This window comes from Paraburkholderia bannensis NBRC 103871 (genome assembly GCF_000685015.1).
Taxonomy (GTDB): domain Bacteria; phylum Pseudomonadota; class Gammaproteobacteria; order Burkholderiales; family Burkholderiaceae; genus Paraburkholderia; species Paraburkholderia bannensis.
Genome location: NZ_BAYA01000065.1, coordinates 1 through 13,177 on the forward strand (window position 1 = coordinate 1; position 13,177 = coordinate 13,177).

A 13,177-nucleotide genomic window follows, 5' to 3' on the forward strand; every position below is an offset into this window, starting at 1 on the left:
GAAAAAGCGAGGAAGCTGGCGTGCCCATTGCGGGCCGCCAGCGCAAAACTTCGTTCAACGCAAGATTAGCGTTCCTGCGAGAGCGCGATGCGAACGCTACCGACGATCGTCACGATCCCCGCGAGGAACGAGACCGCCACCAGCAGTCCGAGCGGCAGCAGCACGGCGCTGCCCACCATGAACACCAGCGAACCGATCGTGAGCAGCAACGCGCCCATGCGTGCCTTGCGCGCCAGCTGCATGATGAAGCCGATGATCAGGAACGCCCACAACACGAGGAACGTCGCGAAGAAGTTGGCGGCCTGCTCCTTGCCGACGAAGTGCAGCAGATGCGAAAAATTGGCGACGCACGACACCAGATTCAGGATGAGACCAATCCCAACGACCCACATGATTACCGCCTCCAGATTCAGATAAATGCCGCCTGAGCGGGCGTGCGCAACGGCACAGAACGCCACGCGCAGCCGGACTTGGCGCGCTACGTTAGCACGCTGCGCCGCAGCGCGCAGCGACCTCGCCAGCACTGCGGCGCGACGTCGCATGTACGGCTCGCGTCTTGAGCGAGCCACCGCCAGCCATACGCAGAACACCTAAACATTCGCGCCAATAAAAAAGCCGCCTGGCGTGAACCAGGCGGCTTTGTAGCGCACTTACGGTGCGAGCGTGGCGACAGCGGGAGCGAGGGGCGGCTTGCACCGCCCTGCCCCGCTCATCGCTTTACTCGTCCGTCGTGTGCTGCTGCGGCTGCACTTGCGGCTCTTCGGCGGCCGGGGCTTCCGGCGTACCGAATTCGAACGCTTCTTCCGCTGCGATCTGGTCGAAACGCTCGCGATCCGACGATTCCTTCGCACGGCGCGCCTTGTGGAAGGCGAGACCCGTACCAGCCGGAATCAGACGGCCGACGATGACGTTTTCCTTCAGGCCACGCAGATCGTCGCGCTTGCCCATGATCGCCGCTTCGGTCAGCACGCGCGTCGTTTCCTGGAACGATGCCGCCGAGATGAACGAATCCGTCGAGAGCGATGCCTTGGTAATACCCAGCAGCACGTTCTCATACGTTGCCGGGCGCTTGTCCTCGGCGATCATCTTGTCGTTCTCGTCCAGCATGTCCGAACGCTCGACCTGCTCGCCCGGAATGAAGCGCGTATCACCGTTGTCGGTGATCTGCACACGACGCAGCATCTGACGCACGATCACTTCGATGTGCTTGTCGTTGATCTTCACGCCCTGCAGACGGTACACGTCCTGCACTTCGTCCACGATGTAACGCGACAGCGCTTCGATACCCTGCAGACGCAGGATGTCGTGCGGATCGGCCGGGCCGTCCACGATCATTTCGCCCTTGTTGACGACCTGTGCATCGTGAACCAGAACCTGCTTTTCCTTCGCGATCAGGAACTCGTGCTGGTTGCCTTCGAGATCCGTGATAACGAGACGCTGCTTGCCCTTCGTGTCCTTACCGAACGACGTCGTACCCGTGACTTCTGCCAGGATACCTGCGTCCTTCGGCGAACGTGCTTCGAACAGTTCCGCCACACGCGGCAGACCACCGGTAATGTCACGCGTCTTCTGCGCTTCGGTCGGGATACGTGCGAGCACTTCACCGACTTGCACTTGCTGACCGTCCTTCACCGTGATCAGTGCGCCGACCTGGAAGCCGATCTGCACCGAATGCTCGGTGTTCGGGATCTTGACTTCGTCGCCGTTCGCGTCGAGCAGCTTGACCTGCGGACGCACGCTCTTCGAAGCCTGCGAACCACGGCGCTTCACGTCGATCACGACGAGGGTCGACAGACCCGTCACATCGTCGATCTGCTTGGCAACCGTCACGCCTTCTTCGACGTTTTCGAACTTCACCGTACCACCGTACTCGGTGATGATCGGACGCGTCAGCGGATCCCACGTAGCGAGCTGCGTGCCGGCCTTGATCACGTCGCCGTCGAGTTGCAGCAGCGTCGCGCCGTACGGCACCTTGTGACGCTCGCGCTCGCGGCCGTGATCGTCGGCAATGATGGCTTCGCCCGAACGCGAAATGACAATCTGCTCGCCCTTCGCATTCGTGACGTAACGCATCGTCGCCGTGAAGCGGACGGTACCGTTCGACTTGGCTTCAACCGACGAGGCCACTGCTGCACGCGATGCCGCACCACCGATGTGGAACGTACGCATCGTGAGCTGCGTGCCCGGTTCGCCGATCGACTGTGCCGCGATCACGCCGACTGCTTCGCCGACGTTCACGCGCGAACCACGACCCAGGTCGCGGCCGTAGCACGATGCGCACAGGCCGTAACGCGTTTCGCAGGTCAGCGGCGTGCGCACGCGCACTTCGTCGATGCCGAGGCTTTCGATCGTTTCGACTGCGTCTTCGTCGAGCAGGTCGCCCGAAGCGTAGATCGTTTCCTGGGTTTCAGGATTGACGACATCCGCCACCGCAACGCGGCCGAGAATACGGTCGCGCAGCGCTTCGACGACTTCACCGCCTTCCACGAGTGCCTTCATCGCCACGCCATTCGACGTGCCGCAATCTTCCTCGACGACCACGAGATCCTGCGTCACGTCGACAAGACGACGCGTCAGGTAACCCGAGTTCGCGGTCTTCAGTGCCGTATCAGCCAGACCCTTACGTGCACCGTGGGTCGAGATGAAGTACTGCAACACGTTCAGGCCTTCGCGGAAGTTCGCGGTAATCGGCGTTTCGATAATCGAGCCGTCCGGCTTCGCCATCAGGCCGCGCATACCCGCCAGCTGGCGAATCTGGGTTGCGGAACCCCGCGCGCCCGAGTCGGCCATCATGTAGATCGAGTTGAACGATTCCTGACGCGTTTCCTTGCCGTCGCGGTCGATAACCGGTTCCGTCGCGAGCTGCTCCATCATCGCCTTGCCGACCGCTTCCGACGTGTTCGACCAGATGTCGACCACGTTGTTGTAGCGTTCCTGCGCGGTGACGAGACCCGACATGTACTGACGGTCGTATTCCTTCACCTTCTTCGCGGCTTCGCCGACGATGGTTTCCTTCTGCGGCGGCACGAGCATGTCGTCCACGCAGATCGAAATACCGGCGCGCGTTGCCAGGCGGAAACCCGACTGCATCAGCTGGTCAGCGAAAATCACCGTCTCACGCAGACCGCACTTGCGGAATGCGGTGTTGATCAGACGCGAGATTTCCTTCTTCTTCAGCGGCTTGTTCAGCACCGAGAACGGCAGACCCGGCGGCAGAATTTCCGACAGGATCGAACGGCCAACGGTCGTCGCGTACAGCGAGATCTTCGGCACGAATGCCGGTGCGCCTTCCGACTTGTCCTCGTTGTGGACCATTTCGGTAATACGCACGTTCACGCGCGAGGCCAGCTCGACTTCCTTGTTCTCGTACGCGCGGAGCACTTCCGACACGCCCGTGAACGTCATGCCTTCGCCCTTGCCGTTGATCGCTTCACGCGTGGCGTAGTACAGGCCCAGCACGATATCCTGCGACGGCACGATCGACGGATCGCCGTTGGCCGGGAACAGGACGTTGTTCGACGCCAGCATCAGCGTGCGCGCTTCCATCTGCGCTTCGAGCGACAGCGGAACGTGAACAGCCATCTGGTCACCGTCGAAGTCGGCGTTGAACGCCGCGCAAACGAGCGGGTGCAGCTGGATTGCCTTACCTTCGATCAGCACCGGCTCGAAAGCCTGAATGCCAAGACGGTGAAGCGTCGGTGCACGGTTCAGCATGACCGGATGCTCGCGGATCACCTCTTCGAGGATGTCCCACACCACGGCCGTCTGGTTCTCGACTTCCTTCTTCGCAGCCTTGATGGTCGTCGCGACGCCCATCGTTTCCAGCTTGTTGAAGATGAACGGCTTGAACAGTTCGAGCGCCATCAGCTTCGGCAGACCGCACTGGTGAAGCTTCAGCGTCGGGCCCACCACGATGACCGAACGGCCCGAGTAGTCCACGCGCTTACCCAGCAGGTTCTGACGGAAACGACCGCCCTTACCCTTGATCATGTCGGCGAGCGACTTCAGCGGACGCTTGTTGGCGCCCGTCATCGCCTTGCCGCGACGGCCGTTATCGAGCAGCGAGTCAACCGCTTCCTGGAGCATCCGCTTTTCGTTGCGGACGATGATCTCCGGCGCCTTCAGCTCAAGCAGACGCTTCAGACGGTTGTTACGGTTGATGACGCGGCGATACAGGTCGTTCAGGTCCGAAGTCGCGAAACGGCCACCGTCCAGCGGCACCAGCGGACGCAGTTCGGGCGGCAGCACCGGCAGCACTTCGAGCACCATCCATTCGGGCTTGATGCCCGAACGCTGGAAGGCCTCGAGCACCTTCAGGCGCTTCGCGTACTTCTTGATCTTCGCTTCCGAGCCGGTGTTCTTCAGCTCGGTGCGCAGCGTCTCGACCTGTTCGTCGATGTTGATCGCGCGCAGCAGTTCGCGCACGCCTTCCGCGCCCATTTCAGCGCGGAATTCGTCACCGTACTCTTCGACCTTATTGTAGTAATCCTCTTCGGTCATGATCTGACGCGCCTTCAGCGGCGTCATGCCCGGTTCGATCACCACGTACGCTTCGAAGTACAGCACGCGTTCGATGTCGCGCAGCGTCATGTCGAGCACCATGCCCAGACGCGACGGCAGCGACTTCAGGAACCAGATGTGCGCGACCGGCGAGGCCAGTTCGATGTGGCCCATGCGTTCGCGGCGCACCTTCGCCAGCGTGACTTCAACGCCGCACTTCTCGCAGATCACGCCACGGTGCTTCAGGCGCTTGTACTTGCCGCACAGGCACTCGTAGTCCTTGATCGGCCCGAAGATCTTCGCGCAGAACAGGCCATCCCGTTCCGGCTTGAAGGTACGGTAGTTGATGGTCTCCGGCTTCTTCACTTCGCCGAACGACCACGAGCGGATCTTGTCCGGCGAGGCCAGACCGATCTTGATCGCGTCAAAAACTTCTTCTTGTTGGACTTGCTTGAATAGATCGAGCAGAGCTTTCATTGCCTTCTCTCCGTAGTCCGATTAGTTGCGGTCGAGGTCGATGTCGATACCGAGCGAGCGGATTTCCTTCACGAGCACGTTGAAGGATTCCGGCATGCCCGCATCGATCACGTGGTCGCCCTTGACGAGGTTCTCATACACCTTCGTCCGGCCCGTCACGTCATCGGACTTCACCGTCAACATTTCCTGCAGCACGTACGAAGCGCCATACGCTTCGAGCGCCCACACTTCCATTTCACCGAAGCGCTGGCCACCGAACTGCGCCTTACCACCCAGCGGCTGCTGCGTGACGAGCGAGTACGGGCCCGTCGAACGCGCGTGCATCTTGTCGTCGACCAAGTGGTGCAGCTTCAGGTAGTGCATGTAACCCACGGTCACCGTGCGCTCGAACATCTCGCCCGTGCGGCCGTCGTACAGACGCACCTGGTTCTTCGACGGCGTCATGCCGAGGTTCTGTGCGATGTCGTCCGGGAACGCCAGATCGAGCATCTTGCCCATTTCCTCTTCGGTCGCACCGTCGAACACCGGCGTTGCGAACGGCACGCCTTCGCGCAGGTTCTTCGCCAGTTCGAGGATGTCGTCGTCGCTGAAGCTGTCGAGGTCTTCCTTGTGGCCCGACTCGTTGTAGATCTTCGTGAGGAACTCACGCAGTTCTGCAATCTTCGTCTGACGCGCAAGCATCTCGCCAATACGCCAGCCCAGACCCTTAGCGGCCCAGCCCAGGTGCACTTCGAGAACCTGACCCACGTTCATCCGTGACGGAACGCCCAGCGGGTTCAGCACGACGTCTGCCGGACGGCCATCGGCCATGTACGGCATGTCTTCGATCGGAACGATCTTCGACACGACACCCTTGTTACCGTGACGGCCTGCCATCTTGTCGCCAGGCTGCAGGCGGCGCTTCACTGCCAGGTACACCTTGACCATCTTCAGCACGCCCGGCGGCAGTTCGTCGCCTTGCGTGAGCTTCTTGCGCTTCTCTTCGAACGCCAGATCGAACTGGTGACGCTTTTCTTCGATCGAGTTCTTGATGGCTTCGAGCTGCGCCGCTGCTTCTTCGTCCGCAAGGCGGATGTCGAACCAGTGGTAGTGGTCGAGGTCGCTCAGGTAAGCCTGATCGATCTTCGTGCCCTTCGCGAGCTTCTTCGGGCCGCCGTTCGCGACCTTGCCATCGAGCATACGTGCCAGACGCTGGAACGCGTCGCCTTCCACGATGCGCAGCTGGTCGTTCAGGTCGAGGCGATAGCGCTTCAGTTCATCGTCGATGATCTGTTGCGCACGCTTGTCGCGGGTGATGCCTTCACGCGTGAACACCTGCACGTCGATGACCGTGCCGCTCATGCCCGAGGGCACGCGCAGCGACGTGTCCTTCACGTCCGAAGCCTTCTCGCCGAAGATCGCGCGCAGCAGCTTTTCTTCCGGCGTGAGCTGGGTTTCGCCCTTCGGCGTGACCTTGCCCACCAGCACGTCGCCGGCTTCGACTTCCGCGCCGATGTACACGATGCCCGACTCGTCGAGACGGCCAAGTTGCACTTCCGCGAGGTTCGAAATGTCGCGCGTGATTTCTTCCGGTCCGAGCTTCGTGTCGCGAGCAACGACATTCAGTTCTTCGATGTGGATCGACGTGTAACGGTCGTCCGCAACCACCTTCTCCGAGATCAGGATCGAATCTTCGAAGTTGTAGCCGTTCCACGGCATGAACGCGATCAGCATGTTCTGGCCGAGCGCGAGCTCGCCCAGATCGGTCGATGCGCCGTCAGCCAGCACGTCGCCACGCGCAACCTTGTCGCCCATCTTCACGATCGGACGCTGGTTGATGTTCGTGTTCTGGTTCGAACGCGTGTACTTGATCAGGTTGTAGATATCAACGCCAACCTCACCCGCCACCGCTTCGTCGTCGTTCACACGAATCACGATACGGCCTGCGTCGACGTAGTCGACCACGCCGCCACGCAGCGCCTGAACCGTCGTACCCGAGTCGACTGCAACCGTACGCTCGATACCCGTACCAACGACCGGCTTTTCCGGACGCAGGCAAGGCACGGCCTGACGCTGCATGTTCGAGCCCATCAGTGCGCGGTTCGCGTCATCGTGCTCAAGGAACGGAATCAGCGAAGCTGCAACCGAGACGATCTGCGACGGCGCCACGTCCATGTACTGGATGCGGTCCGGCGTGACCATCAGCGTTTCGCCCGCTTCACGCGACGAGACGAGTTCGTCGGTCAGCGTGCCGTCGTCAGCCACTGCCGCGTTCGCCTGAGCGATCACGTAACGGCCTTCTTCGATCGCCGACAGGTAGTCGATCTGGTCGGTCACCTTGCTGTCCACGACCTTGCGATACGGCGTTTCGAGGAAGCCGTATTCGTTCAGGTGCGCGTACAGAGCGAGCGAGTTGATCAGACCAATGTTCGGACCTTCCGGCGTCTCAATCGGACACACGCGGCCGTAGTGGGTCGGGTGCACGTCGCGGACTTCAAAGCCAGCGCGCTCGCGCGTCAGACCGCCCGGGCCAAGTGCCGAAACACGGCGCTTGTGGGTGATTTCCGACAGCGGGTTGGTCTGGTCCATGAACTGCGACAGCTGCGACGAACCGAAGAACTCGCGAATCGCCGACGAAATCGGCTTCGAGTTGATCAGGTCGTGCGGCATCAGGTTTTCGCTTTCGGCCTGGCCGAGGCGTTCCTTGACTGCGCGTTCGACACGCACGAGACCTGCGCGGAACTGGTTTTCCGCCAGTTCGCCGACGCAACGCACACGACGATTGCCCAAGTGGTCGATGTCGTCCACTTCGCCCTTGCCGTTACGCAGTTCGACCAGGATCTTGATCGTCGCGAGGATGTCGTCGTCCTGCAGCGTCATCGGGCCGACGATTTCGTCACGGCCCACGCGGCGGTTGAACTTCATACGACCCACCTTCGAGAGGTCGTACGCTTCTTCGCTGTAGAACAGACGGTTGAAGAGCGCTTCGACCGCTTCTTCGGTCGGCGGCTCGCCCGGACGCATCATGCGGTAGATCGCGATGCGCGCGGCCATCTTGTCGGCGGTTTCATCGATACGCAGCGTCGACGAGATGTAAGGACCTTGATCCAGATCGTTCGTGTAGAGCGTCTGGATGTCCTTGATCTTCGCTTCGCGCAGCTTGTCGAGCACGCCTTCGGTGATTTCGTCGTTCGCGTTAGCGATGACTTCGCCCGTGTCGCCGTCGACGACGTTCTTCGCGAGAACGCGGCCGAGCAGGTAGTCTTCGGGCACCGAAATGAAGGTGGTCTTCGCGCTTTCGAGGTCGCGAATGTGCTTTGCGTTGATCCGCTTGTCCTTCTGGACAATGACCTTGCCGTCGCGATCGGTGATGTCGAAACGCGCGACTTCGCCACGCAGACGCTCCGGCACGAACTCCATCTGCGCGCCTTCCGGCATCAGCGTGAAGTTATCGAACACGAAGAAGTTTGCGAGGATCTGTTCCGGCGTGAGGCCGATGGCCTTCAGCAGGATCGTGACCGGCATCTTGCGGCGACGGTCGACGCGGAAGTACAGCACGTCCTTCGGATCGAACTCGAAGTCGAGCCACGAACCGCGGTAAGGAATGATACGTGCCGAGAACAGGAGCTTGCCCGAGCTGTGCGTCTTGCCCTTGTCGTGTTCGAAGAACACGCCAGGCGAGCGGTGCAGCTGCGAGACGATGACACGTTCCGTGCCGTTGATGACGAACGAACCGGTGGGCGTCATGAGCGGAATTTCGCCCATGTACACTTCCTGTTCCTTCACTTCCTTCACGACCGGCTTGCTCGGCGATTCCTTGTCGAGCAGGACGAGACGGACTTTGGCGCGCAGCGCCGAGCAGTACGTCAAACCGCGTTGCTGGCATTCCTTGATGTTGAATGCCGGCGACGACAGCATGTAGCTGACGAACTCTAGACGAGCAAAGCCGTTATGGGAAACAATAGGAAAAACAGACGTGAACGCAGCTTGCAGACCTTCCGGTTTGCGCTGCGCCGACAGCACTTCCGCTTGCAGGAAGGTACTGAAAGATTCAAGCTGGGTTGCCAGCAGGAAAGGAACTTGGTGAACGATGGGGCGTTTCGCGAAACTCTTGCGAATACGCTTCTTCTCGGTGAAGGAATATTGCATACGATCTCCGAATCACGGCGGGTAGGACGACCCGAGTGTTCACCGACTGAGACCCGATGGCTGCGCGAGCCCTGGAAGCTTGGTGGTTGGCCTCTACCAACCGCTGGCTGACGGCAGCGGATACCGGCTTGTCATAACTTGCCCGCTGCCCGACCAAACTTGCCTTCTGCAGTCGCTTCAGAAGACAAAGAGAAGCGTCGTGCGCACAGGCGGTCAAAATCACACCCTGCGTAAGACGTTTTTCTTTGGCTTCTGGGTCCCGCATCCCGCCTCCGATCTTCAAGAAATCGAACACAAAAACGCAGAACCCACAAAGCACAAAAAGGCCGGCGGTGTAAAAACCGCCAGCCTTCGCACAGCGCGCTGAAACTTACTTGATTTCAGCCTTCGCGCCGGCTTCTTCCAGCTTCTTCTTGGCTTCTTCAGCAGCAGCCTTGGGCACAGCTTCCTTAACAGGCTTCGGTGCACCGTCAACCAGGTCCTTCGCTTCCTTCAGGCCGAGACCCGTCAGTTCGCGAACAGCCTTAATGACCGAAACCTTGTTTGCGCCAGCTTCGAGCAGGTTGACCGTGAATTCGGTCTGCTCTTCAGCAGCAGCAGCTGCGCCGCCGCCTGCCGGGCCAGCGACTGCCACAGCAGCTGCCGACACGCCAAACTTCTCTTCGAATGCCTTGACCAGTTCGTTCAGTTCGAGAACCGACATCGAGCCAACGGCTTCGAGGATGTCTTCTTTTGCGATTGCCATTTGAAATTACTCCAGATTTGAATTCGGAAACAGCTAGCGATCTTCGCTCGCTCTTGCTTGTTCGACAGCCTGAAATCAGGCCGCTTCTTCTGCTTGCTTCTTCTCTGCCAGCGCGGCGAGTGCACGCGCGAAGCCGGAGACAGGAGCTTGCATGACGAACAGCAGCTTCGAGAGCAGTTCTTCGCGACTCGGGATGTTGGCCAGCGCTTGCACGCCTGCCACGTCCATCACCTTGCCTTCGTAGGAACCAGCCTTGATGACCAACTTGTCATTGCTCTTTGCAAAGTCGTTGACGACCTTAGCAGCAGCAATTGCATCTTCCGAGATGCCGTAGATCAGGGGGCCAGTCATCTGCTCTGCCAGCGGAGCAAACGGGGTACCTTCGACAGCGCGACGCGCCAGCGTGTTCTTCAACACGCGCAGGTACACCTGTTGCTCACGCGCTTTCGCGCGCAGCTTGGTCAGATCGCCAACCGCGATTCCACGATACTCGGCCAACACGACGGTCTGAGCCTTCGCGACTTGCGCGGCGACTTCAGCGACGACGGCCTGCTTACCTTCTTTGTTCAGTGGCACGGTTAACCTCCAGATTCGACACCCAACGCTATTGCGCCAGATGCCGCATTCAACAACGGCGACCGACCAGTCCGGAGTAAATCAGCTTGCATCGTCAGGTGTTGCCACCTGCTTTGCTCACATCAACACTTCAAAACTTTTTCGGGTTCGCCATCTGCGTTGGCTTTGCATTAAGGAAGCACCTGCCTGCTGCACTTCCGCCAACGGTCTTTGACAACCGGTTGCACGATGCGGTACTTGCCACCGCACAACCGCCCAAAGCCCTTTAAATCCGCGCTGCTGCCCTATCGAGCCTCAACGCGGCAAAACTTGTGCGGCAATTAAGCTGCCAGCGACGACTGGTCGACGCGAACGCCAACGCCCATCGTGCTCGAAACAGCGATCTTGCGCAGGTACACGCCCTTGCTCGTTGCCGGCTTGGCCTTCGTCAGCGCTTCGAGAAGCGCGTTCAGGTTGCTGCGCAGAGCGGTCGGCTCGAACGATGCACGGCCGATGGTCGCGTGGATGATACCGGCCTTGTCGACACGGAATTGCACCTGACCAGCCTTCGCGTTCTTGACCGCGGTGGCGACGTCCGGCGTAACCGTACCGACCTTCGGGTTCGGCATCAGGCCGCGCGGGCCGAGGATCTGACCGAGCGTACCGACGACGCGCATCGTGTCCGGCGAAGCGATCACGATGTCGAAGTTCAGGTTGCCGCCCTTGATCTGTTCAGCCAGGTCTTCCATGCCGACGATTTCCGCGCCAGCTGCCTTAGCTTGCTCAGCCTTTTCGCCCTGTGCGAACACAGCAACGCGAACCGACTTACCCGTACCTGCCGGCAGAACGACCGAACCACGAACGACCTGGTCCGACTTCTTTGCATCGATGCCGAGCTGGACTGCGACGTCGATCGACTCGTCGAACTTCGCCGTAGCGCATTCCTTCACGAGCGACAGTGCGTCAGCGATCGGGTATTGCTTCTGACGGTCAATCTTGGCAGCCAGTGCCTGTTGACGCTTCGAAACCTTAGCCATTTACACGCCCTCCACGACAATGCCCATCGAGCGGGCGCTACCAGCGATCGTACGAACCGCTGCATCCATATCAGCTGCCGTGAGGTCCGGCATCTTGGTCTTGGCGATTTCTTCGGCTTGCGCGCGCGTGATCGTAGCGACCTTGTCGGTGTGCGGCTTGGCCGAACCCTTGTCGACCTTCGCTGCCTTCTTGATCAGAACCGTAGCCGGCGGCGTCTTCAGGACGAACGTGAAGCTCTTGTCAGCGAACGCGGTGATGACGACCGGAATCGGCAGACCCGGTTCCATCGCTTGGGTCTGCGCGTTGAACGCCTTGCAGAACTCCATGATGTTCAGGCCGCGCTGGCCCAGTGCCGGACCGACCGGCGGCGACGGGTTGGCTTTACCTGCAGGAATCTGCAGCTTGATAAAGCCGATGATTTTCTTTGCCATGTTGAAAACCTCAATGGAACGCGTGAGCGTTCAGGTGAGTGGTAGCGCGCGTTCGCACAATCTTCGCTGTCCCAACATTTCTACAGCCGATTGAGGTACTGACGCTCCTCTACGGCCATGACGCGGACCGTAAGCGCGGAAAAACGGACCGCACCCGAAGGTGCGATCCGTAGTATTCGATTTACAGCTTTTCGACCTGACCGAATTCGAGTTCGACCGGTGTAGCGCGACCAAAAATGGTGACGGAGACCCGGACACGCGACTTTTCGTAGTTGACTTCTTCGACGCTGCCGTTGAAGTCCGTGAACGGACCTTCCTTCACGCGGACCATCTCGCCGACTTCGAACAGGGTCTTGGGGCGCGGCTTCTCAACGCCTTCCTGCATCTGCGACATGATCTTTTCGACTTCGCGCGGCGAAATCGGGCTCGGGCGATTGCGTGCACCGCCGACGAAACCGGTCACCTTTGCCGTGTTTTTCACGAGGTGCCACGTTTCATCCGTCATTTCCATCTCAACCAGGACGTAGCCCGGGAAGAAACGACGCTCAGTCACTGATTTGTGACCACCCTTCACCTCGACCACTTCTTCAGTCGGAACGAGGATCTGGCCAAACTTGTCTTGCATGCCGGCACGATCGATGCGCTCTTGAAGCGCACGTTGCACGCTCTTCTCCATCCCGGAGTAGGCGTGCACCACATACCAACGTTTTCCGCTCGGGGATGCCGGTGTATCGCTCATATCATTTCCAACCCAGAATCGCCGAGAAAATCACCCATTCGATGGATTTGTCGCAAACCCAGAGAATGATGGCCATTACCAGCACAAAACCGAAGACCACCAGCGTCGTTTGCGTAGCCTCTTTGCGAGTCGGCCAGACGACCTTGCGAACTTCTTTGTACGAGTCTTTGGCAAACGCGATGAAGCTCTTGCCGGGCGCCGAAAGAAGACCGACTACCACCCCCGCAGCGACGCCAACCACAAGCGCTGCACCGCGGACATACCACTCCTGGCTACCGAGCCAGTAGAACGCTACGAACCCGGCCACAACCAACAATACACCCACCACAAGCATCAGCTTGTCGCTGGAAGTATTAACAGTTTCGACGGAAGGATTCGCCATAACACCTTAAAGAACAACGCGCCACAGGCGCGAGAAGTTGGCAGGGGCAGAGGGAATCGAACCCCCAACCTTCGGTTTTGGAGACCGACGCTCTGCCAGTTGAGCTATACCCCTAAACCATTTTGGGGTGGCGGTTAAACCACCCCGGAAACCACTAGTCGATCAACGAGACTGGCAAAAAC

The 13,177-nt window shown here is 59.8% G+C and carries 9 protein-coding genes and 1 tRNA gene; all 10 read right to left on the minus strand.

Going from position 1 to position 13,177, the window contains the following annotated elements:
• Positions 1–65 precede the first annotated feature (65 nt).
• The gene (locus tag BBA01S_RS38855; RefSeq protein WP_042298625.1) at positions 66–542 is read right to left on the minus strand and encodes a hypothetical protein; all 477 of its coding nucleotides are present in this window, start codon (positions 540–542) and stop codon (positions 66–68) included.
• A 175-nt stretch (positions 543–717) separates the two neighbouring features.
• Entirely contained in the window at positions 718–4,977 is a 4,260-nt protein-coding gene (gene rpoC, locus BBA01S_RS38860; protein WP_027821095.1) for a DNA-directed RNA polymerase subunit beta', read from the minus strand.
• Positions 4,978–4,998: 21 nt separating this feature from the next.
• Positions 4,999–9,105 carry a DNA-directed RNA polymerase subunit beta gene (gene rpoB, locus BBA01S_RS38865; RefSeq protein ID WP_027821096.1) on the minus strand — a complete coding sequence of 1,369 codons (4,107 nt, stop codon included), beginning with the start codon at positions 9,103–9,105 and terminating at the stop codon, positions 4,999–5,001.
• 370 nt (positions 9,106–9,475) lie between these two features.
• A complete protein-coding gene (gene rplL / locus BBA01S_RS38870) occupies positions 9,476–9,850 on the minus strand; it encodes a 50S ribosomal protein L7/L12 (protein WP_027821097.1) in 375 nt (124 codons plus the stop codon).
• Positions 9,851–9,925: 75 nt separating this feature from the next.
• Positions 9,926–10,426, minus strand: coding sequence for a 50S ribosomal protein L10 (rplJ, locus tag BBA01S_RS38875; RefSeq protein WP_027821098.1), 501 nt, complete (start codon positions 10,424–10,426; stop codon positions 9,926–9,928).
• Positions 10,427–10,746: 320 nt separating this feature from the next.
• On the minus strand, positions 10,747–11,442 hold the full coding sequence (gene rplA, locus BBA01S_RS38880; protein ID WP_027821099.1) for a 50S ribosomal protein L1: 696 nt from the start codon (positions 11,440–11,442) through the stop codon (positions 10,747–10,749).
• Positions 11,443–11,874: a 50S ribosomal protein L11 gene (gene rplK, locus BBA01S_RS38885; RefSeq protein WP_027821100.1), complete on the minus strand. Its 432-nt coding sequence runs from the start codon at positions 11,872–11,874 to the stop codon at positions 11,443–11,445.
• A 181-nt stretch (positions 11,875–12,055) separates the two neighbouring features.
• Positions 12,056–12,613, minus strand: a complete 558-nt coding sequence (gene nusG, locus BBA01S_RS38890) for a transcription termination/antitermination protein NusG (protein ID WP_027821101.1) — start codon at positions 12,611–12,613, stop codon at positions 12,056–12,058.
• A 1-nt stretch (position 12,614) separates the two neighbouring features.
• Positions 12,615–12,995, minus strand: a complete 381-nt coding sequence (gene secE, locus BBA01S_RS38895) for a preprotein translocase subunit SecE (protein ID WP_027821102.1) — start codon at positions 12,993–12,995, stop codon at positions 12,615–12,617.
• A gap of 38 nt (positions 12,996–13,033) precedes the next feature.
• Positions 13,034–13,109 (minus strand) — tRNA-Trp (locus BBA01S_RS38900).
• Positions 13,110–13,177 lie beyond the last annotated feature (68 nt).